Origin of the sequence: Roseobacter fucihabitans (assembly GCF_014337925.2) — a bacterium.
Lineage (GTDB): Bacteria > Pseudomonadota > Alphaproteobacteria > Rhodobacterales > Rhodobacteraceae > Roseobacter > Roseobacter fucihabitans.
Genome location: NZ_CP143423.1, coordinates 3,584,076 through 3,605,344 on the forward strand (window position 1 = coordinate 3,584,076; position 21,269 = coordinate 3,605,344).

Genomic DNA, 21,269 nt, shown 5'->3' on the forward strand with positions numbered 1-21,269 from the left:
CTTTGGATAACAAGCTAGGGCCGCGCCCTGTAATGCACAACCGCCGGTCGCATGGCACCTGCGTTTTCTGCGAAATTCAACCCGTGCTTGCCTGCATGCTGGCGCAGGTTGGGCAATCCGCCCGTGGGGCAATCGCGATTGCGCGGCTTTCCCCATAAAGCGCATCATAGATTACCAATTGGCCGCGCAAGACCGTCCCGGCCCCGGTGATGATCTTGATGGCCTCTGCCGCCATCATGGCCCCGATGACCCCCGGCAAAGGGCTCAAAACCCCCGCTTCGGCACAAGAAGGCGCCAGTTCGGGCGCGGGGGCTTGCGGGAAAATGCAACGGTAGCAGGGCGCGCCCGCACCGGGGTCAAACACGCTCAATTGCCCCTCCCACTGGCTCAACGCGCCTGAAATCAGGGGGATTTTCTGCGCCACAGCCGTTTCGTTGATCAGATAGCGGGTTTCAAAATTATCGGTACCATCCAGCACCAGATCATAGTCGGCAAAAAGATCCGTTGCGATCTGAGCATTCAACCGTCGGTGATAGGGCCGCACCACGACGTTGGGATTTTGCGCCAGCATCTCGGATTGCGCAGAAAACACCTTGGGCATTCCGATGGATTGATCCTTGTGGATCACTTGCCGCGCAAGGTTCGCATTCTCGACCACATCATCGTCAATCACCCCGATTGTCCCAACACCAGCGGCGGCAAGATATTGCAAGGCAGGCGCGCCCAACCCCCCGGCGCCGATGACCAGGACCTTGGCCTCCTTGAGTTTTTTCTGTCCCGTGCCGCCGATTTCGCGCAAGACGATGTGGCGGGCATAACGGTTGAGTTCGCTGTCGCTGAACCCCGGTTTTGGTGTGTCGGGGGCGTTCTGCGCATCCTTGCGCACCGCACGGTTACGCAGTGCTGAGAGGCCACGACGATATATGAGGAAGAGCGCCACAAAGCCCCCCAGCAGCAACCAGGGTTCCGCGCTTTCCCCAGTGGCCAGGCGCAAAGGCGTCCCCGCGGGTAGGGTCAGTTGAATAATCAGGACCCCCGTATAGAGCACCGCGATCATCATAGCCCGTGTCGCGCGCGGGGCCCCCATGACGGCCCCCAGCGCCCACATCGCGCCTGCAACAATCAAAACCAGCAGCATCAGCCCCTCCCGGTCGAGCCGAACCCACCGGCCCCGCGTTCGGTTTCGCCCAATGCGGTGACGCTTGCGAAATCGGCCTGCACCACGGGGGCCAGAACGAGCTGCGCGATGCGCATACCGTGGGTTATCTCAACCGTTTTCTGCCCACCGTTCAGCAATATGATGCCGACCGGTCCGCGATAATCACTGTCGATGGTGCCGGGACTGTTCAACAGCATCACCCCATGTTTCAGCGCCAATCCGGATCGCGGGCGTATCTGTATTTCATAACCAGGCGGGATTTCCATGCAAAGACCCGAAGGGATCAGAACCCTTTGACCCGGCGCAATGCTCACGGTGCCATCGGGCAGATTTGCACGCACATCCGCACCCGCCGCCCCCGCGGTCTGATAGCTTGGCAAGCCCAGCGTTTCATCCGCCCCCTGCACCCATGACACCTTAACCTGCACCACTTTTGCGCCCCCCTGGCTCACGTTTCAGGCCAATGCCTGCGAAATGCGGTCCGCAAGGCGCTTGGCGACCTCGGTCTTGCTCATTTTGGGCCAGTTCTCGCAGCCTTTGTCGTCGATCACGATCACGGTGTTCTCAGTGCCGCCCATGACGCCGCTGCCCGTTGAGACATCATTGGCCACAATCCAGTCGCACCCCTTTCGAAGGCGTTTTGCCGTTGCATTCTCGATCACGTCATGCGTTTCCGCCGCAAAGCCGATCACCAGGCGCGGACGGTTTTCTGCGGCCTGCGCCACCTGTCGCAAAATATCCGGGTTCTCTGCAAATTCCAGACGGGGCATAACGTCTTTGGACTTTTTGAGTTTGCGATCACTTGCGTCGGCCACACGCCAATCCGCAACCGCCGCTGCGAAGACACCGGCATCAACCGGCAACGCATCCTCGACCGCGCCCAGCATTTCCTGTGCCGTTTGAACTCTGATGACCTCCACGCCCTCGGGGGGGGCCACATCCGCCGGGCCGGTCACGAAAATCACCTCTGCTCCGAGCGACGCAAGAGCCTGCGCGATGGCGGTGCCTTGCGCGCCAGAAGACCTGTTCGCGATATATCGTACCGGGTCGATGGGTTCATGCGTGGGCCCGGAGGTTACCAGAATACGCTTGCCAACCAGCGGTCCCGTCGTCAGGCGCGCCGCGATGGCCGCGACAATCTCCAGCGGATCGGCCATGCGGCCCGGACCGAATTCACCGCAGGCCATATCGCCACTGTTGGGACCGACAACGTCCACGCCATCATTCCTGAGCGTGGCAAGGTTGCGTTGCGTTGCCGGGTGGTCCCACATGCGCACATTCATCGCGGGCGCGATTAACACCGGCGTATCGGTCGCCAAAAGCAGCGTACTGGCCAGATCATTGGCCAGACCGCCCGCCATTTTCGCCATCAAATCCGCTGTTGCAGGGGCGACGACGACAAGATCCGCGACACGGCTCAGTCGGATATGGCCCATCTCCGCCTCATCCGTGAGGTCAAAGAGGTCGCCGTAGACCTTGGTGCCTGCCAGAGCAGAAACAGAAAGCGGCGTCACGAAAGCCTCGCCCGCCTTGCTCAGAACCGGCGTCACGAGGGCACCGCGCTCGCGCAAGCGGCGGATCAGGTCAAGCGATTTGAACGCCGCGATACCGCCCCCGATGATCAGCAAAATATGTTTTCCGGTCAGCATGATGCGCCTTGTTCGGGAATGAAATCACCGATCAGCATATGCCGAGCCGGGGGGGACCGCCAGCCCCTCAGATCACCGGAATGCGTCACAGGGATCGCCGCGATTAACCTCGGAGCCATCGACGGTGCTATCAAACCCCCCGTCGGGCATGCGGCCACCCTCGCCCTGCCCTATCGAAAACACCGCGGTATCCGGCGATGCCTGCTGCAACAGGAATGGCGCGCCCCAGTCCGCGCGTGCATGGCCATTGCCGGTGATCACAACGACAGGCCCTCCGGTATCTCGCAGCGCCTGCAATGCCGTGCGCGCCAGAACCGCATCCCGCAGGCGTTGGACCGATACCATCATGGGCAGGAGGTCTTTTGGCAGCGCATCACAATGGGCGATGCGTTGGAGCTCCTCGCGTTGGTTCTGATGTTCGGGGGGCAAGGGCGCGTCCAGCCCGAACCGCTGCGCGTCCTGCACCCCCAGGGCTTCCTCCAGGGGTGCCTCCATGAGCGCGCGCACCTGCTCGCGCGGCACGCCAGCGCCATAGATTGCCGCATCCGGGGCTGCTGCGAAAATCGGATAATACATCGCAAAATCCGGCCAGCCGGAGGTTTCCCATGCCAAGGCCGCCGATAGCGCTTCTTGTGTGGCCCGATTTTGCGGCGTGACGGCGGCGGCCTGTTCCGGTGTCAGCATCTCAAAAACCAACGCGGCAGGGGTCAGGGCGTTGGTCCAATCCGCCTGAAGCGCATGATGGCCCGGATTGTCATGCTGCTCCCCCAGAAAGACCACCTGCGCGGTGGCGGTTTCGGTGGGCAACGCCTGCGCAAACGCAGAGGGAGCGGCCAAACTGACCGCTCCAAAGCTCAGACATAAAAGGTATCTATGCCAGATCACATCAGGAAATGATGAACTTCACGGGATTGGTTTTCCAGTGACTTTCGCATCTTTCCGAAGGCTGCCGCTTCAAGTTGGCGCACGCGCTCTTTACTCAAGGACAACTCTTGTCCCAGGCTCTCCAGGGTGCGGGGCTGATCGCGCAGCTTGCGTTCGCGCACGATGAACCTTTCCCGCTCGTTCAAATCGTTCATCGCCTGGAGCAACCATGCACGCAATTGTTCCGTGTCATGGCGGTGTTCAACGGTTTCGGCGGCTTGCTCGCTGTCATCCTCAAGCGCATCAATCCATTCGCGCCCTTCATCCTCGGTCGACTGCGTCGCATTCAGCGAATAATCTGAGCCTGACAAGCGACCTTCCATCATCTCTACGTCGTGCAGAGGCACGCCGATTTCGGTCGAGATCATCTGGCGCAGTTGATGGCGATCAAGCGTCTGGCCTGCGGCAGCGCTTTCGCGCTCCAACCGGGCCTGGACGCGGCGCATATTGAAAAACAACGACTTTTGCGAGGAGGTGGAGCCCGTGCGTACCATGGACCAATTGCGCATCACATGGTCCTGAATGGAGGCTTTGATCCACCAGACCGCATAGGTCGAAAAACGCACCCCCCGATCGGGGTCGAACTTATCCGCCGCCTTCATCAGGCCAAGCCCTGCTTCCTGTATGAGATCATTCATAGGTGCGCCGTAGCGTTTGAACTTGGACGCCATGGAAATGGCCAGACGCATGTAGGCCGTGATCAACCGGTGCAGTGATTTTTCGCACCGTTCGTCGCGCCAAGCATAGGCCAGACGCAGTTCCGTCTCGGCGTCCAGCAGCTCCGCTTTCATCGCCGTGCGCGACAGGTTCATTTCTCTTGCAGTATCCAAAGCCATCGCGACATCTCCCAATCAGATGAAGCACACCTTGCCGTGTACATTGGTAGTGTTACGCACCATACATGCGATTGGTTCACCTTAAAGGTTGAGAAAATGTTGCCAAAACTTACGCTGGTGCTGGGAGGGGCCGCCTCGGGCAAATCTCTCTGGGCCGAAAACCACTTGTTAACCAATTGTTTAGAACCTGTTTACCTTGCGACATCACGGATTTTCGATGACGAAATAAAAATGCGCATAGAGGTGCATAAATCGCGCAGAAATGACCCATGGCGCACCTGTGAGGCAGATTTGGACCTAAGCCCCGTCCTGTTCGGCCTCAAACCCGATCAAGGCGTTCTGATCGATTGCGCCACAATGTGGCTTAGCAATCAGATGTTGGACGGATGTGACCTTACAGATGCCCAAAGCGCCCTGCTTGATGCGGTGGCGACATGCCGCGCGCCCGTGATCATCGTGTCGAACGAGGTTGGTCACGGGATCGTACCGGATAACGCTCTGGCGCGCGCCTTTCGAGAGGCGCAGGGGCGTCTGAATATCGCACTGGCGGCGCAGGCGAATGTGGCCGTCATGGTCACGGCGGGTCTGCCCACGGTCTTGAAAGGGCAGATATCATGACGACATGGCATTGGGTGCGCCACGGCCCCACGCATGAAAAGAACTTTGTCGGCTGGCGTGATGTCCCCGCCGATCTGTCGGACAAGGATCACATCCAACGGCTGCGCGCCATTCTGCCGGATCGCGGGCTTTTGGTGTCATCTGATCTGATCCGGGCGTCGGCGACCGGCGATGCCATCGAAGGCGGCGACCACACCCGATTGCCCAACGCGCCGGACATTCGGGAATTCAATTTCGGGGTCTGGGATGGCATGCATTTCAGCGCCGTTGCGCAGCGTGATCCTGATTTGAGCCGCGCCTATTGGGAAAACCCCGGCGATGTCGCCCCCCCCGAAGGAGAGAGTTGGAACGCAGCCGCGGCGCGCGTGAACCGGTTCGTCGATGAGATCAACACGGCCCACCCGGAGGCGGATGTGATCGCCGTGGCCCATATCGGCGTGATCCTGACGCAGGTGCAGCGCGGTTTGGGGGTCAGTGCCTATGACGCGCTGTCTCATACAATCGACAACCTGTCCGTGACGCGCATCCGCTGGCGGGCGGGGGTCGCATCGGTGGACGTGATCAATCATTCTGCGTGATCTGCGCCGTCACAATTCATTGTTTGATGGCCTGCGGGCATCGGGTCTAGGCTCGTGCGATGACATATGACCTTTATATCGGTGATCGCACCTTCTCCAGCTGGTCCTTGCGCGGCTGGCTGATGTTGGAAAAATTCGGCCTGCCGTGCCGGGTGAATATGGTTGGCCTCTATGCAGGCACCATGACAGAGGATCTCGCGGCTCTGGCCCCCGCGCGCCTGGTTCCCGCGCTCAGGACGCCCGAGGGCGATATCCTTGGTGAATCCCTCGCCATGGCCGAAACGCTGGCGGAACGGCACCCCGATGCCGGGTTGTGGCCGACGGATGCGCGGTTGCGCGCCCGCGCAAGGTGGCTTTGCGCCGAAATGACCGCCGGCTTTTCCGCCTTGCGCGGGGCCTGCCCGATGCAACTGCAACATGTGAACGTGGGGTTTGAGGCACACCAGGACGTTTTGGCGGATCTCGCCCGCCTCGAGACGATCTGGAACAGCGCCCGCGACCTGGCGGGTGCACCCGACGGTTGGCTGTTTGGGGCCTACAGCCTTGCGGATGTGTTTTACGCCCCCGTGGCCGCGCGGATCATCGGGTATGATTTGCCCGTGTCAGAGGCGGCGCGCGCCTATTGCCGCGCCACAATCGCGGATCCCGCCTTCAAGGCGTGGCGCGCGGAGGGCCTCAAAACCACCTATGACCCCTTCCCCTATCCCACAACCGGGTCCACGCGCGATTGGCCCGTTTAAGCGCTTGGCTTACCTTTCGCGGTTAACCTTTCATAAACACCCCTCACGTACCGATTAACCTTAATCGGTCGGAGGGTTTATCTTGATATCACTGGCACATTCCGTTGCGTTTCGCGGTGTCGAGGCCTGTCTGGTCGAAGTGCAATGCTCGCTCTCTCCCGGCCTGCCGGGGTTCAGCATCGTGGGCCTGCCCGATAAGGCCGTGTCCGAAGCCAAAGAGCGCGTGCGCGCGGCGCTATCCTGCATGGCCATCGCCTTTCCCTCCAAGAAGGTCACGATCAACCTCAGCCCCGCAGACCTGCCCAAGGAGGGCAGCCACTTTGACCTGCCGATTGCGCTGTCCCTGCTGGCCGCGCTCGAGATCATTCCGCCCGACTCCAGCCAATCCATCGTCGCCTTGGGCGAATTGTCACTCGATGGCAAAATCGTGCCTGTGACCGGTGCCCTGCCCGCCGCCATGACCGCCGCTTCTGAGGGTCTGATGCTGCTCTGCCCCGAAGCCTGCGGCAAGGAGGCCGCCTGGGTCAGCGACGCCAATGTGATCGCCGCGCGCACTCTGGGCGACGTCGTGCGCCATTTCAGCGGCCAGGTGCCAATTGCGCCCGCGCAGCCGGGCGAAGTGCCAACCTCTCCCCTCTCCAAAGACCTGTCCGAAGTCAAAGGGCAGGAACGCGCCAAACGCGCACTGGAAATAGCCGCGGCTGGCCGCCATCACATCATCTTTGTCGGCACGCCTGGGTCCGGAAAATCCATGCTGGCGCAACGTCTCCCCGGCATTTTGCCGCCTATGACCGCGCTCGAGGCACTTGAAACCTCGATGATCCACTCCATCGCCGGCGAATTGGACGAAGGCGGCATCTCGCGTGACCGCCCGTTTCGCGACCCGCATCATACCTCCTCCATGGCCGCGATCATCGGCGGTGGGCGCATGGCCAAGCCGGGCGAGGTATCCCTGGCCCATAACGGCGTGCTCTTCATGGATGAATTTCCGGAATATCCGCGCAACGTGCTGGAAACGCTGCGCCAACCGCTGGAAACCGCCGAAGTCATGGTCTCACGCGCCAACGCCCATGTCCGCTACCCCTGTCGCTTCATGCTGGTGGCGGCTGCGAACCCCTGCAAATGCGGCTATCTACCGGACCCTGAACGCGCCTGCGCCCGCGTTCCCAAATGTGGTGCGGATTATCTCGGTCGCATTTCCGGCCCGCTGATGGACCGCTTCGATCTGCGCGTGGACGTGCCGCCCGTCGCCTACCGTGATCTGGATCTCCCCGCCAACGGTGAAAAATCCGCAACGATTGCCGCACGTGTCGCAACGGCCCGCGCGGTACAACAGGCGCGGTTTGGCGAGCGGGCAGACATGCGCACGAATGCCGATGCCGAAGGCGAGGCTTTGGAACAGATCGCCACGCCCGACCCGGAAGGGCGGGATTTGCTGCTGCGCGCGGCGGAGAAATTTAACCTCTCCGCGCGCGGCTACCACCGCGTCATGCGCGTGGCGCGCACCATCGCCGATCTGGATGGTTCGGAACCCGTGCGCCGCCCCCATATCGCCGAAGCGATCAGCTTCCGCCTGGTCAGCCCCGTGGATGCCTAAGCGCGCCGCGCTTCAATGGCTTCCCAAATCTTGGCGGCGATATTGACCCCGTCAAAGCGTTCCAATTCCTGAATGCCGGTGGGGGATGTTACATTGATCTCCGTCAGATACTCCCCGATCACGTCGATTCCGACGAAAACCTGACCCTTTTCCTTTAACAACGGCCCAATCCGCGCACAAATCTCAAGATCGCGTTCCGACAGACCGATTTTCTCGGGCCGACCTCCCACATGCATGTTCGAGCGCGTCTCGCCAGCCGCAGGCACGCGGTTGATCGCCCCCACAGGCTCGCCCTCAACCAGAATCACGCGCTTGTCGCCCTTGGCGACATCCGGCAGGAACTTCTGCACGATCAAAGGCTCGCGCGAAAAGCTGACAAATAATTCATGCAAGGATGACAGGTTACGATCATTCGCATCCAACCTAAAAACCCCTGCGCCGCCGTTGCCATAGAGCGGTTTCAGAATGATATCGCCATGCTTTTCCTTGAACGCCTTGATGGTGCTCAGATCACGCGCAATGCTCGTCGGCGGTGTCAGATCCGGGAAATCCAGAACGAGCAGTTTTTCCGGATAATTACGGACCCAAAACGGGTCATTGACGACCAATGTCCCCGGCGCCAGGCGGTCCAGAAGATGCGTTGACGTAATGTAATGCATGTCAAACGGCGGGTCCTGACGCAGCCAGACCACATCGAAATCCGCCAGATCAACCTCGCGCGCATGTCCCAGCTGCGCGTGATCGCCCTGCACGCGCTGAACCCGCAGGTCATGACCGCGCGCCGTGATCCGCCCTTCCTGATAAGCCAGATGATCGGGCGAGTAGAAAAACAACTCATGCCCTCGGGCCTGCGCCTCTTCGGCGAGCCGAAATGAGCTGTCCGCGTTGATATTCACGTCCCCGATGGGGTCCATCTGAAAGGCGATTTTCATGGCCACTCCTGCTTTGATGGCCCATAGATGACCCAAGGCCTGCAAAGGTGCAATGGCTGCCGCACACTGCTCTTTGGCGTTTCCGAAAAACGCAAAGCACTCAACACCGCCTGAAATCAGAACTTTTGATGTGTGAACCGACCGGCGCGATCTAAGGCACGCCGGGAAACGCCCTAGATCTCACCAAATGCATTCTCGATGATCTGAATATCGCCCTGACCATCCACCAGCGCCACATCAAAACGCGCCTCACTCAGTGCACCGAGGGGCTGCGTGCCGAGGAACTCCTCGGCACTGGCGTAAATCCGTTGTATCTGGCGGGGGCCAATGCGAAGCGCTGCACCGGCAAAATGCCGAGCGTGCTTCACTTCCACAAAGACGAAACCGTCGCCATTCTGCAGGATCAGATCAATTTCACCGCCCTGACCGCGCCACCTTTCCTGCAACAGCCCGTAGCCCCGCCGCTCATAATCACGCGCGACGGCCTCCTCAGAAGCCGCGCCTGCGTGATAGGAGGTCTGCCCTTTCAGCGCACGCTGAGCCACTTGCGTCATGCAATCATCCTTTGGCAAGCTCCAACGCCAGTTGATAGACTTGGCGCCGGGGCAGGTTATGGGCTTTGGACACCAAATCCACGGCATCGCGCATTGTGGTGCTGGCCAAAGCCTGCGTCAGGTCCGATTTTAGGCTGTCTTGACTAACAGAGTCTGAACGGCCGCGATCCACAAGGACGACCACCTCGCCCTTAACCGATTGCTGGGCATATTGCTCGGCAAGCTCCGCCAGAGTACCTCGCCGGACCTCTTCGAACTTCTTGGTCAACTCCCGACAAACCACGGCCTTCCGCTCGCTGCCCAAAACCGACGCGGCATCCGCCAGCATCGCGCCCAGACGCTTGGGGGATTCGTAAAACACCAAGGTTCCGGGTACCTCGCGCAAGGCCTCAAGCCCGCTGCGCCGTGCCGTCTTGGCGTTGGGCAGGAAGCCGGAGAAATAAAACGCATCCGTCGGCAAACCGGCCAGTACCAGCGCCGTGAGGATCGCCGATGGACCGGGCGCACAGGTCACCATGCACCCGGCCTCCCCCGCCGCACGGCTCAACTCAAAACCCGGATCGGCGATCAGGGGCATTCCCGCCTCGGAGGCATAGGCCACCGATTTACCCGCCGCCACCGCCTCCAACAGACGTTTTATCACGCCCGTCCCCGAATGATCATGCAGCGCCGCAAGGTTGCGCCCGGCCAGTGGCACGCCGTGAATATCCATCAACCGGCGCAGGCTTCGGGTGTCTTCGGCGGCCAACACATCTGCCGAGGCAAGCACATCGAGCGCGCGCAACGTGATGTCACGGGCCGTCCCGATCGGCACACCGACGAAATACAGACCCGCGCTCAATGGCACCTTTTGGAAATTCAACGCTGGACCCGCCTTTCGTGACGTTTATGATCACCACAACCGCGCGGAAATGCGCTTTGACCTTGATCGCTGGAGTATTCATCCATGTTTGCCGTTTTACCGTCCGCCCGCAAGGTTTTGCGCGCCCTCGCACTCCCCCTTATCGCGCTGACCCTCGTCGCATGTGACACTGTGCCGGGGGGCGGCTTTGGCACAGGACCCAACCTCAATAGCGGGGAGGCTGTGCCGGTCGCGCTGCTGGTACCCGGTGGATCTGGCCTCACGACGGACGAGCTTCTGGCGCAAAGCCTTGAAAACGCGGCGCGACTGGCGATGCGTGATCTGAACGGGGCGCAGATTGATTTGCGTGTCTACCAGACCGGGGGCGATGCGGCCACCGCCGCGGCGCGCGCCAAGCAAGCCGTGGATGAGGGCGCGAAAATTATCCTGGGCCCGGTCTATGCCGCCTCTGCCAATGCCGTCGGCAATGCCGTTGCCAACCAAAATGTCAGCGTCCTGTCCTTCTCCAATAACGCCGCCATTGCGGGCGGCAATGTCTTCGTGCTTGGCCCGACCTTCCAGAATACCTCAGATCGCATGATCGCTTACGCACGGTCTCAGGGCAAACAGAGGTTCGTGATCGTGCACGGGCAAGACGGCGCCGGGACCGCCGGGCGCGACGCGATCAACGCCTCCGTCCAATCCCAAGGCGCGAGCGTGGTCGGCACGGTGGGCTACGCGCTGTCCCAACAGGATGTCATCGCCGCCATCCCGCAAATCAAATCCGCCGTGGACAGCAACGCAGCCGATGCCGTGTTCATGACCACCGACACGGCCAGCGCGCTGCCCTTGCTGTCCCAGCTTTTGCCCGAAGCGGGTGTTACATCCGCAACCTCGCAATTCATGGGCCTGACACGCTGGGATATCCCAGCGCAAACGCTGAGCCTGCCGGGCGTGCAAGGCGGGTGGTTCGCCATTCCCGACCCCGCCGCTTCCGCGACCTTCAGCTCGAAGTATCAAAGCGCCTATGGCAGTATCCCCCACCCGATTGGCGGCCTTGCCTTTGACGGGATCGCGGCCATCGGCGCATTGGTCAGCCAGGGTCAGTCCGATGCGCTGAGCGGTGCGGCCCTCACGCAAGGTGCGGGCTTTCGCGGCGCGAGCGGTATTTTCCGGCTGTTGCCGAACGGTTCCAACCAGCGCGGGTTAGCCGTGGCCACGATCAGCGAATCGCAGGTCTCTATCCTGAGCCCCGCACCGCAATCCTTCAGCGGCGTCGGGTTTTAGGGCACCCGATGTCATCCCCCGAACACCTGATGGAAGCGCCCCATCCGGAGGCGCTGATTTGTGCACCTTCGCTTATCTTTGACGCTGAAGCCTTCGCAAGCGACATGGCCCGCACCACGGCGGACCTCACAGCGCACGGTGACATCCGCACCGCAGTTGTGGCTTTGCTGCGCGAGCGCCAAAAAGAAGGACGTGCGCAGATCGCAACAGCCTTTGCCAAACACCCCTTTAACGCGCGCGCAATGACGCGCGCCTATACCTATCTGACTGATCACCTGGTAATTTCGGCGCTGACTGTGGCACAGGATATTTTGCACCCCAAACCCAATCCAACGGCCAGCGAACATCTCGCCGTGATCGCCGTGGGTGGATATGGGCGGGGCGAAATGGCACCCTTCTCGGATGTCGATCTGCTGTTTCTGACGCCCTATAAAATCACCGCCTGGGCCGAGAGCGTGATTGAATCGATGCTCTATATCCTGTGGGATCTAAAGCTGAAGGTTGGGCACGCCAGCCGTACAGTCAAGGAATGCCTGCGCCTTGGCGGGGAGGATTTCACCATCCGTACGTCCCTGCTGGAGCACCGTTTTCTGGCCGGCGATATCGCCCTGTCCCAGAAACTCTCACAACGCCTGCGCACGCATTTATTCAACGGCTCGGAGCGCGAATTCATCGAGGCCAAGCTCAGCGAGCGCGAAAACCGCCACAAGAAACATGGCCAACGCTATGTTGTGGAACCCAACGTCAAGGAGGGCAAGGGCGGCCTGCGCGATCTGCAATCGCTCTTCTGGATCGCCAAATATGTGCATAATGTGCAAGACGCCGCCGATTTGGTGGGCTTGGGCGTTTTTACCAAAGAAGAATTTCGCGGTTTCGTGGCCGCTGAGGATTTCCTCTGGGCGGTGCGCGGTCATTTGCATCTGATCAACAAACGGGCCTCTGAGCAGCTTACCTTTGACATGCAAGTGATGGTGGCCGAGGCGATGGGCTATGAGGACACCAAGGGGCGGCGTGCCGTGGAGGTCTTCATGCAGGCCTATTTTCTGCATGCCACCGAGGTCGGCGACCTGACCCGGATTTTCCTGACCAAACTCGAAGCGGATCACGTCAAGGCCGAGCCCCTGTTGGAGCGTATTTTCAAGCGTCGACCCAAGATCAAGGGCGACTATGTGATCGTTCACAATCGGATCGGTGTCAGGGATGAAGCCGCGTTTTTGTCCAACAAGCTGAACCTTTTACGCCTGTTTGAGGAGGCCCTGCGGACAGGCATGTTGATCCATCCGGATGCGATGCGTCTGATCAAGGCCAATCTGCATCTGATTGATGACGAGGTACGCACCGCCCCCGAAGCCCGGCGCATTTTCTTTGATCTGCTGCTCAAGCATGGCAACCCCGAGCGCGCGTTGCGGCGCATGAACGAGTTGGGCGTGCTGTCGGCTTTCATCCCGGAATTCGACACAATCGTGGCGATGATGCAGTTCAATATGTATCACAGCTACACCGTGGATGAGCACATCATCCAATGCATCGCCAACCTCAGCCAGATTGAGCGCCATGAGCTTGAAGAAGATTTGCCCGTGGCCTCCTCCATCCTCAAGCGCGGGGTCAATCGCAAGGTGCTTTATACCGCCCTTCTGATCCATGACATCGGCAAGGGGCGCTCTGAGGATCATTCCATCCTGGGCGCTCATATGGCCCGCAAGATCGCGCCGCGCATGGGGCTGAGCCAGGCGGAGACGGATACGGTGGAATGGCTGGTGCGCTACCATCTGTTGATGTCGGATATGGCGCAGAAACGCGATATTGCCGATCCGCGCACCGTGCGGGATTTCGCCAAGGCGGTGCAGACGGTCAAGCGGCTGGATCTGCTCTGTGTGCTGACGGTCTGCGACATTCGCGGGGTCGGGCCGAACACATGGAACAACTGGAAGGCCGTGCTGATCCGTGCGCTTTATCGGCAAACCAAACGCGCGCTGGAAACCGGGCTTGAAGACCTGAACCGTGAAAACCGCGGCACGGAGGCCAAACGCGCCCTGCGCGAGGCGCTCGCCGATTGGCCGCGCAAGGAGCTGCAAGCCGAGACATCCCGCCATTACGCCCCTTACTGGCAGGCGTTACATCTGACGGCGCATGTCGCATTTGCCAAGATGCTGCGCGACGTGAAGGACGAAGACATCCTGATTGATTTGCACCCTGATGAAGACCGCGACGCCACGCGTGCCTGCTTCGTGATGATTGATCATCCGGGGATTTTTGCGCGGCTCGCCGGGGCGCTGGCGCTGGCCGGGGCCAATGTTGTGGATGCGCGCAGCTATACCACCAAGGACGGCATGGTCACGGATGCCTTCTGGATACAGGACAGCGATGGCAACCCTTACGACGCCGCGCGCCTGCCGCGATTGCGCCAGGTTATCGAAAAGACACTGCGTGGTGAGGTGGTGGCAAGTGTGGCGCTAAAATCCCGCGACAAGGTCAAAAAGCGCGAACGCGCCTTCAAGGTGCCCACCCATATCACCTTTGATAACGAAGGGTCGGAAATCTATACCATCATCGAGGTCGATACCCGCGACCGCCCTGGCCTGCTCTATGATCTGGCGCGCACATTGGCGGGGGCCAACGTCTATATCGCCAATGCGGTGATTGCGACTTACGGCGAACAGGTGGTGGATACGTTCTATGTCAAGGATATGTTCGGGTTGAAATATCATTCCGAAGGCAAACAGCGCATGTTGGAACGCAAACTGCGCGAGGCCATCCAAGACGGCGTCGAAAGAGCGCGCGCGTGAAACCCATCCGCCTGATGTCGGGCTTTTTCACCGTTGGCGGCTGGACCCTGATGAGCCGTGTTTTAGGGTTCGTGCGCGATGCGATGATCCTGGCCTATCTCGGCACCGGGCCGCTTTATCAGGCCTATGTCGTCGCGTTCCGCCTGCCCAATATGTTCCGCCGGTTCTTTGCCGAGGGCGCGTTCAACATGGCCTTTGTGCCGATGTTCTCCAAACGCGTCGAGGCGGGCGATGATCCGGATGGGTTCGCCTCGGACGCTTTTGCCGGGCTGGCCTCGATCCTGATCGTGCTGACGCTGGTGGCCATGGCGGTAATGCCATGGCTGATTTACGGGCTGGCCTCGGGGTTTGCCGGACAGGAACAATTCGATCTGTCGGTGGAATTTGGCCGCATTGCGTTTCCTTATATCCTGTTCATTTCTCTGGCCGCACTGCTCTCTGGTATGCTGAACGCGTCGGGTCGCTTTGCCGCTGCCGCTGCCGCCCCCGTACTGCTCAATATTCTGCTGGTGGGCGCAATGGCGGGGGCGGCGTGGCTTGGCGGTGACATCGCGCGCGCGCTGATCTGGGCCATTCCGGTCGCGGGTATCGCACAATTTGCGCTGCTTTGGGTCGCGGCGCGGCGTGCGGGCTTTGTGCTCAAACTCAAACGTCCCCGCCTGACGCCTGATATGCGCCGGCTAATCCGCGTCGCCATCCCTGCCGCCCTTGCCGGGGGCGTGGTGCAGATCAACCTGCTCGTCGGCCAACAGGTCGCAAGCTATTTCGACAAGGCGGTTGGCTGGCTCTTTGCCGCAGACCGACTTTATCAACTCCCCTTAGGCGTGGTTGGGATCGCCGTGGGGATCGTGCTGCTCCCCGACCTGTCGCGCCGCCTGCAAGCGCGCGATGATGATGGTGCGCGCCATGCGCTGAGCCGTGCCGCTGAAATCTCGCTCGCGCTCACCATTCCGGCTGCGGTCGCCCTGGTGATCATCCCTTTCCCACTGGTCTCCGTTCTGTTTGAACGGGGTGCCGCCACGGTCGATGACACCGCCGCCATTGCCGTTGCCGTGGCGATCTACGGGCTGGGCCTGCCCGCCTTTGTACTGCAAAAAATCCTGCAACCGGTGTTTTTTGCGCGCGAAGACACAAGGCGCCCGTTCCATTACGCCGTGATCTCCATGGTGGTGAATGCGGGGCTGGCTATTGGTCTGGCCCCGGTCATCGGCTGGATCGCGCCCGCGATTGCCACGACCATCGCAGCCTGGGTCATGGTGGCCTCGCTAGGGATCGGCATCCGGCGCTACGGCGATGTGGCGCGCTTTGATCAGCGGTTTCATGGCCGCATCTGGCGGATGATCTTTGCCTCCGCCGTCATGGGCGTTGCCCTGTGGTGGGGCACTGTGGCGCTGAGCCCGTTTCTGGGGCTGGACTGGTGGCGCGCTTTGGCGCTGGTGGTCCTGGTCAGCATTGGTGCGCTGAGCTATTTCGGAACCGCCCATCTGATCGGTGCGATCAGGATATCGGAAATCCGTCAGGCTCTGGGGCGCAACCGCTAAGGCGTCAATCGCGTCGCAGGGAGGCGATGACCCGCGCGATACCGCCCGGCACCAGCGCTGCGGACGCCGCGAACCCAAAGGCAAAGCCGATGAAATCCGCAACCCATCCATTGCCGACGTCGAAAAACACGCCCCAGAGCAATTGCAGCCCCATCAGCATGGCGATCAGGTTGAAGGCGCGCAGCTGTTGCTCGCCGCGCGCGCCAAGGCTTTGCCACATCACGAAGGAATAGCCCCCGATCAACCCATAAACGCCGGGAAAACCGCCCACCAGCCAATTGGGATCATTCAACAGCAGCCCGTAGATCAACGCGCCGCAAAACGCGCCGCCGAAAAACAGGACCAGTACCGCGACCTGTCCCAGAACCTCGCCTACCAGCTTGCCAAGGGCCAGCAAGAGCACCGCCGCAAAAAGCGTCGCGGAGAAGCTCGTGTGCACAAACGAATAGGTGAAAAACCGGATCAGATGTTCCGGAACCCACCGACTATTCGCCACCATCCAATCGAAAATATCGCCCGAAAACGCATAGGATTGCACCGCCGCCAGACGCCAACCAACGGCTTCGGGCCCCCCGACAATCCCCCGCGCGCCAAGGCTGAAAATCACTTCGGGCAGGACCATCGCCAGAAACAGCAGGATCACCACCGGCGGCAGCGGATTGAGGGGGGAGGCTTCTTTGTGACCGGACATGGGCTCATTCCTTGACGATGCTCTGGGGCATGGGTAAGCCAGCGCAACCTGCTTTTCCAGCCTGAACGGAGCTCGCCATGACAAACCCGACATTCACGCCGCGTGTCTTTTCCGGCATTCAACCCTCGGGTGGGTTAACATTGGGTAATTATCTGGGGGCCATCAAACGGTTCGTGCAGATGCAGGAAGAGGGGATCGAGACGGTCTATTGCATGGTGGATCTGCATGCGATCACGGTCTGGCAGGACCCTGCCGATCTGCGCCGCAACACGCGCGAATTGGCGGCAGGCTTCATTGCAAGCGGGATCAGCCCGGAAAAATCCATCCTGATCAACCAGAGCCAGGTGCCCGAGCACGCGCAATTGGGCTGGATTTTCTCCTGCGTGGCGCGCATGGGTTGGATGCAACGCATGACGCAGTTTAAGGATAAGGCGGGCAAAAACGCACAAAATGTATCGCTTGGGTTGTTTGGCTATCCGGCGCTGATGGCCGCGGATATACTGGTCTATCACGCGACGCATGTGCCTGTGGGCGAGGATCAGAAGCAACATCTGGAGCTGACGCGCGACATCGCCGCCAAATTCAACCATGATTACGGCGTCGATTTTTTCCCGATCACTGAGCCGGTGATTGAGGGGGCCGCGACGCGGGTGATGTCGCTGCGCGATGGGTCCAAAAAGATGTCGAAATCGGACCCCTCTGATGCGTCCCGGATCAACATGACCGATGATGCGGACACCATCGCCAAGAAAATCCGCAAGGCCAAGACCGATCGCGATGCGCTTCCTTCCGAGGCCGCGGGCCTTGCCGGGCGGCCAGAGGCGCAAAATCTGGTCAATATCTATGCCGCGCTGAGCGATCAATCCGTGGATCAGGTGTTACAAGAGGTGGGTGGCCAGCAATTTGGCGCCTTCAAACCGCTGCTGGCGGAATTGGCCGTGGCCAAACTCTCCCCCATTTCAGCTGAGATGGCGCGGCTGATGGCCGATCCGGGTGAGATTGACCGGATCCTGGCACATGGCGCGGGTCAGGCGCGTGAAATCACCGTGCCCATCCTGGAAAAAACATATGATATCATGGGTATGATCCGCTGAACGCGCACCCTGACCCTGTGCAGCCGCGCCGGTTTTACCACCTACCTTCCGATCAAATCATCAAAAAAGATTAGTAAACTCTCCCATTCCCCTCATGCCAGCCTCAGTCATGTTCCCCTGAAGGACGCCGATCCTGACCGCGCGATAACATTCTACCTCGATGTGCCAGGCTTTGATCTAGATGCCCTGTTGGGCGAGGCCGACTGAGCACACCCACCCATACCCCGCATGGACAATCGGGCCAGACTGCGGCAATTTCCACGCGAACAGGATAGGGCGCAGGCAATCATGGCAACGGGGTTTTTCTGGGACGAAAAGTGTTTTTGGCACGCGGGCGGGAATTACGCCTTTACCCTGCCGATTGGCGGGCACGTCCAACCGCTTGCAGCGGGCGGCCTGCCGGAAAATCCGGAGACCAAACGCCGGTTGAAAAATCTGATGGATGTGACCGGCATCAGCGGCGATCTGGATATGCGCTCGGCGGAGGTGGCCAGCCGGGAGGCGCTGTTGCGGGTGCATCCCGAAAGCTATCTTGATGAATTCAAACGTCTGTCGGATGCGGGTGGGGGCGAATTGGGCCGCCGCACGCCTTTCGCCTCGGGGGGCTATGAAATCGCCGCTCTTTCGGCGGGTTTGGCCGTGGCCGCCGTGGAGGCCGTCCTGACCGCTGATCTGCAAAACGCCTATGCATTGTCGCGCCCGCCGGGACATCATTGCCTGCCCGATTTTCCCAATGGTTTCTGTCTCCTGGCCAATATCGCCATCGCGATTGAGGCGGCGCAATCAAATGGGCTCGCACAGCGCGTCGTCGTGCTTGATTGGGACGTGCATCATGGCAATGGGACGGAAGGCATTTATTATGAACGCGACGATGTTCTGACGATCTCACTGCATCAGGAGGGGAATTACCCGCTCGACACCGGTGCCATCACGGATCGCGGCAAGGGCGCGGGTGCCGGGTATAACATCAACCTGCCGCTGCACGCGGGGGGCGGGCATAGCGCCTATCTGCATGCGATGGACACCATCGTTTTGCCCCGGATCGAGGCGTTCAATCCCGATATCATCATCGTCGCCTGTGGCTTTGATGCGAGCGCTGTGGATCCGCTCTCGCGCATGCTGGCAACCGCCGATACCTTCCGGCAAATGACCCTGCGCGTGAAAAAAGCCGCTGAAACCGTTTGTGACGGGCGTCTGGTGCTGGTGCATGAGGGCGGCTATTCCGAGGTCTACGTCCCATTTTGCGGCCATGCCACGCTGGAAGCGCTTTCCGGCAGCGCCATCACCACCCCCGACCCGCTCGGCCCAGCCCTCGAGATTCGACAGCCAAGCCCCCGATTTGACGCCTTCCTGCGGGCGGAAATCGACTTTCTGGCACAACAACTCTGATGACTGGACCCTGATACAATGCCCACACCAAACCCCGCCGCGCTCGAGTTTCTGCTGACCCGTCGCTCGCGCCCAGCCAAGACGCTCTCGACACCCGTTCCCACGGCGCAGGAGCTGACCCCAATCCTGCAAGCCGCCGCCCGCACGCCCGATCATGGCAAACTGGAGCCCTGGCGCTTCATCGTGATCGAAAAACCAGCCATGCCACGTCTTGGCGATATTGTTCAACAACGTGGCCAAGCGCTTGGATTGGACGCGGAACAGATCACCAAAGGGCGCGGCCAGTTCGATCAGGGCCATCTGGCCGTGGCCGTGATCGAGGTACACAAACCCTCCGAGAAAATCCCCGCGCTGGAGCAAACCTACTCCACCGGCGCCGTTTGCCTTGCGCTGTTGAATGCTGCACTTGCGTCAGGGTGGGGGGCAAATTGGCTCAGCGGGTGGCCCAGCCATGATCGCGGTTTCATGCAGGACGCCCTAGGGTTGCAACCCCATGAGCGGATTGCCGGATTCATCCATATCGGCACCGAAACCGCACCCCCGCCCGAGCGCCCACGTCCCGTGATCGAAGCCCTTACTACCTGGGTAAAAAAATGATATTGAACGCTTTCTTTGCCGCCTTGGGGCAAATGACTGACCCAAGGTTCCGCCGTGTACTGCTGCTTGGCATTGCGCTGACGCTGGCGCTTTTGATCGCCGTGTCGGCGGTGTTCGTCTGGCTCTTGGGCGGTTGGGTTGGCGAGCAGACGACATTGCCCTTCATCGGCGAGGTCACCTGGCTGAACGACCTCGTCGGCTGGGGCTCCGCGCTGTTGCTCGCGGTCTTGTCGACCTTCCTGATGGTGCCCGTCGCCTCGGCCATGACGTCGATGTTTCTGGATACCGTCGCGCAGGCCGTGGAGGACGAACATTATCCAAATCTGCCAGCGGCGCACTCCGTGCCCTTTGGTGATGCGCTGCGCGATACGATCAATTTTCTGGGGGTTCTGATCGGTGCCAATATCCTGGCGCTGATCGTATATCTTATCCTGATCGTGACCGTGGTACTGGCACCCGCAGCCCCCTTTGTGTTCTGGGGTCTGAACGGTTTTCTGCTCGGTCGGGAATATTTTACGCTGGCGGCCATGCGCCGTGTGGGCCGTACCGAGGCCAAACGCCTGCGCTCACGTCACATATTGACGATCTGGATGGCGGGATTCCTGATGGCGATCCCGCTCTCAGTCCCACTTTTGAACCTCGTGATTCCGATCCTGGGGGCCGCGACCTTTACCCATTTGTTTCACTTGCTGACACAGCCGGCGCGCCGCGGTTGAACCAATCCAGATCGCGCACGGTAATCACCTCAAACAGAATGATCGATGCAATCACGATCCACAATACAACGCTGATCCCGGTCGTGATCCAGGCCTTTTTGCGCAGATTATGAACCTCGGGCGCACCGGCATGGGTGCCCGGAACGATCTCACCCAGGTCCCCTTGGGTCTGGACGCGAATGGGCAAAACGATAAGGAATGTCATCGACCAGATCACCGCGAAAAGCACCAATGCGGAAGTAATACCCATATTTCAGCCCCTTTTCAGACCTGTTCCAGCTCGACCAGACAACCGTTGAAGTCCTTGGGATGCAGGAATAAAACCGGCTTTCCATGCGCGCCGATCTTGGGCTCACCCGATCCCAGAACCCGCGCGCCCGTGCTGACCAAATGGTCCCGCGCGGCCAGAATGTCATCGACCTCATAACAAACGTGGTGCATGCCGCCCGACGGGTTCTTGTCCAAAAACCCCTGTATCGGGCTGTTCTCGCCCAGCGGATAGAGCAGTTCGATTTTTGTGTTGGGCAATTCGATGAACACCACGGTGACACCATGATCCGGTTCATCCTGCGGTGCGCCGACATTGGCCCCCAAAGCATTGCGATATTGATCCGCCGCCGCCTCAAGGTCCGGGACCGCAATTGCGACGTGATTCAACCGACCGATCATAATGCCTAACTCCCTGCGAGCATGTTCAATGGTGCTTATGCTGGCGCAAACCGGCGGATGCAAGAGACGCA

At 60.4% G+C, this 21,269-nt stretch carries 22 protein-coding genes; 11 read left to right on the forward strand and 11 right to left on the reverse strand.

Features of this window, described 5'->3' with window-relative positions:
• Positions 1-76: 76 nt before the first annotated feature.
• The 5 genes from ROLI_RS17590 to ROLI_RS17610 all read right to left on the reverse strand — a co-directional run bounded on the left by ROLI_RS17590 (position 77) and on the right by ROLI_RS17610 (position 4,568).
• Complete coding sequence (locus ROLI_RS17590) at positions 77-1,138, reverse strand: HesA/MoeB/ThiF family protein (protein WP_187428956.1); 1,062 nt, start codon at positions 1,136-1,138, stop codon at positions 77-79.
• Complete coding sequence (gene dut / locus ROLI_RS17595) at positions 1,138-1,611, reverse strand: dUTP diphosphatase (RefSeq protein ID WP_405048973.1); 474 nt, start codon at positions 1,609-1,611, stop codon at positions 1,138-1,140. The genes ROLI_RS17590 and dut overlap by 1 nt, the downstream gene beginning before the upstream one ends.
• Before the next feature lie 3 nt (positions 1,612-1,614).
• Positions 1,615-2,808 carry a bifunctional phosphopantothenoylcysteine decarboxylase/phosphopantothenate--cysteine ligase CoaBC gene (gene coaBC / locus ROLI_RS17600; protein ID WP_222869407.1) on the reverse strand — a complete coding sequence of 398 codons (1,194 nt, stop codon included), beginning with the start codon at positions 2,806-2,808 and terminating at the stop codon, positions 1,615-1,617.
• A 72-nt stretch (positions 2,809-2,880) separates the two neighbouring features.
• On the reverse strand, positions 2,881-3,645 hold the full coding sequence (locus ROLI_RS17605) for a ChaN family lipoprotein (RefSeq protein ID WP_262386414.1): 765 nt from the start codon (positions 3,643-3,645) through the stop codon (positions 2,881-2,883).
• Between the two features lie 44 nt (positions 3,646-3,689).
• Positions 3,690-4,568 carry an RNA polymerase factor sigma-32 gene (locus ROLI_RS17610; protein WP_187428955.1) on the reverse strand — a complete coding sequence of 293 codons (879 nt, stop codon included), beginning with the start codon at positions 4,566-4,568 and terminating at the stop codon, positions 3,690-3,692.
• A 96-nt stretch (positions 4,569-4,664) separates the two neighbouring features.
• On the opposite strand from ROLI_RS17610, the gene cobU reads away from it, so the two are divergent.
• The 4 genes from cobU to ROLI_RS17630 all read left to right on the forward strand — a co-directional run bounded on the left by cobU (position 4,665) and on the right by ROLI_RS17630 (position 8,101).
• On the forward strand, positions 4,665-5,186 hold the full coding sequence (cobU, locus tag ROLI_RS17615; protein WP_187428954.1) for a bifunctional adenosylcobinamide kinase/adenosylcobinamide-phosphate guanylyltransferase: 522 nt from the start codon (positions 4,665-4,667) through the stop codon (positions 5,184-5,186).
• Entirely contained in the window at positions 5,183-5,764 is a 582-nt protein-coding gene (locus tag ROLI_RS17620) for a histidine phosphatase family protein (RefSeq protein ID WP_187428953.1), read from the forward strand. The genes cobU and ROLI_RS17620 overlap by 4 nt, the downstream gene beginning before the upstream one ends.
• Before the next feature lie 59 nt (positions 5,765-5,823).
• On the forward strand, positions 5,824-6,504 hold the full coding sequence (locus ROLI_RS17625; RefSeq protein WP_187428952.1) for a glutathione S-transferase: 681 nt from the start codon (positions 5,824-5,826) through the stop codon (positions 6,502-6,504).
• Between the two features lie 85 nt (positions 6,505-6,589).
• A complete protein-coding gene (locus ROLI_RS17630; RefSeq protein WP_405049030.1) occupies positions 6,590-8,101 on the forward strand; it encodes a YifB family Mg chelatase-like AAA ATPase in 1,512 nt (503 codons plus the stop codon).
• Here the strand turns inward: ROLI_RS17630 and gshB are convergent.
• The 3 genes from gshB to rsmI all read right to left on the reverse strand — a co-directional run bounded on the left by gshB (position 8,098) and on the right by rsmI (position 10,449).
• Positions 8,098-9,033, reverse strand: coding sequence for a glutathione synthase (gene gshB / locus ROLI_RS17635; RefSeq protein WP_187428950.1), 936 nt, complete (start codon positions 9,031-9,033; stop codon positions 8,098-8,100). The genes ROLI_RS17630 and gshB overlap by 4 nt on opposite strands.
• Positions 9,034-9,206: 173 nt before the next feature.
• Entirely contained in the window at positions 9,207-9,587 is a 381-nt protein-coding gene (locus tag ROLI_RS17640) for a YraN family protein (protein ID WP_187428949.1), read from the reverse strand.
• A 4-nt stretch (positions 9,588-9,591) separates the two neighbouring features.
• Positions 9,592-10,449: a 16S rRNA (cytidine(1402)-2'-O)-methyltransferase gene (gene rsmI / locus ROLI_RS17645; protein ID WP_187428948.1), complete on the reverse strand. Its 858-nt coding sequence runs from the start codon at positions 10,447-10,449 to the stop codon at positions 9,592-9,594.
• 84 nt (positions 10,450-10,533) lie between these two features.
• On the opposite strand from rsmI, the gene ROLI_RS17650 reads away from it, so the two are divergent.
• Genes ROLI_RS17650 through murJ form a run of 3 tightly spaced genes read left to right on the forward strand, consistent with a single transcriptional unit; the run spans position 10,534 to position 16,042 of the window.
• Positions 10,534-11,715: a penicillin-binding protein activator gene (locus ROLI_RS17650; protein ID WP_187428947.1), complete on the forward strand. Its 1,182-nt coding sequence runs from the start codon at positions 10,534-10,536 to the stop codon at positions 11,713-11,715.
• A gap of 8 nt (positions 11,716-11,723) precedes the next feature.
• A complete protein-coding gene (locus tag ROLI_RS17655) occupies positions 11,724-14,501 on the forward strand; it encodes a [protein-PII] uridylyltransferase (RefSeq protein ID WP_262386413.1) in 2,778 nt (925 codons plus the stop codon).
• Positions 14,498-16,042 (forward strand): murein biosynthesis integral membrane protein MurJ, encoded by a 1,545-nt coding sequence (murJ, locus tag ROLI_RS17660; protein WP_187428946.1) that lies wholly within the window; start codon positions 14,498-14,500, stop codon positions 16,040-16,042. Before ROLI_RS17655 ends, murJ begins: the two co-directional genes overlap by 4 nt.
• 4 nt (positions 16,043-16,046) lie before the next feature.
• Here the strand turns inward: murJ and ROLI_RS17665 are convergent, their stop codons facing one another.
• Positions 16,047-16,733, reverse strand: coding sequence for a rhomboid family intramembrane serine protease (locus tag ROLI_RS17665; protein WP_187428945.1), 687 nt, complete (start codon positions 16,731-16,733; stop codon positions 16,047-16,049).
• A 77-nt stretch (positions 16,734-16,810) separates the two neighbouring features.
• Between ROLI_RS17665 and trpS the strand changes: the two genes are divergently transcribed.
• The 4 genes from trpS (at position 16,811) to ROLI_RS17685 (ending at position 20,529) form a co-directional block, all read left to right on the forward strand.
• Complete coding sequence (trpS, locus tag ROLI_RS17670; protein ID WP_187428944.1) at positions 16,811-17,827, forward strand: tryptophan--tRNA ligase; 1,017 nt, start codon at positions 16,811-16,813, stop codon at positions 17,825-17,827.
• 288 nt (positions 17,828-18,115) lie between these two features.
• Positions 18,116-19,216, forward strand: a complete 1,101-nt coding sequence (locus ROLI_RS17675) for a class II histone deacetylase (protein ID WP_187428943.1) — start codon at positions 18,116-18,118, stop codon at positions 19,214-19,216.
• Between the two features lie 18 nt (positions 19,217-19,234).
• The gene (locus tag ROLI_RS17680; RefSeq protein ID WP_187428942.1) at positions 19,235-19,813 is read left to right on the forward strand and encodes a nitroreductase; all 579 of its coding nucleotides are present in this window, start codon (positions 19,235-19,237) and stop codon (positions 19,811-19,813) included.
• Entirely contained in the window at positions 19,810-20,529 is a 720-nt protein-coding gene (locus tag ROLI_RS17685) for an EI24 domain-containing protein (RefSeq protein WP_187428941.1), read from the forward strand. The genes ROLI_RS17680 and ROLI_RS17685 overlap by 4 nt, the downstream gene beginning before the upstream one ends.
• Here ROLI_RS17685 and ROLI_RS17690 read toward each other — a convergent pair.
• Complete coding sequence (locus ROLI_RS17690; protein WP_187428940.1) at positions 20,483-20,779, reverse strand: DUF1467 family protein; 297 nt, start codon at positions 20,777-20,779, stop codon at positions 20,483-20,485. The genes ROLI_RS17685 and ROLI_RS17690 overlap by 47 nt on opposite strands.
• 14 nt (positions 20,780-20,793) lie before the next feature.
• Positions 20,794-21,198 carry a methylmalonyl-CoA epimerase gene (gene mce, locus ROLI_RS17695; protein WP_187428939.1) on the reverse strand — a complete coding sequence of 135 codons (405 nt, stop codon included), beginning with the start codon at positions 21,196-21,198 and terminating at the stop codon, positions 20,794-20,796.
• Positions 21,199-21,269: the final 71 nt, after the last annotated feature.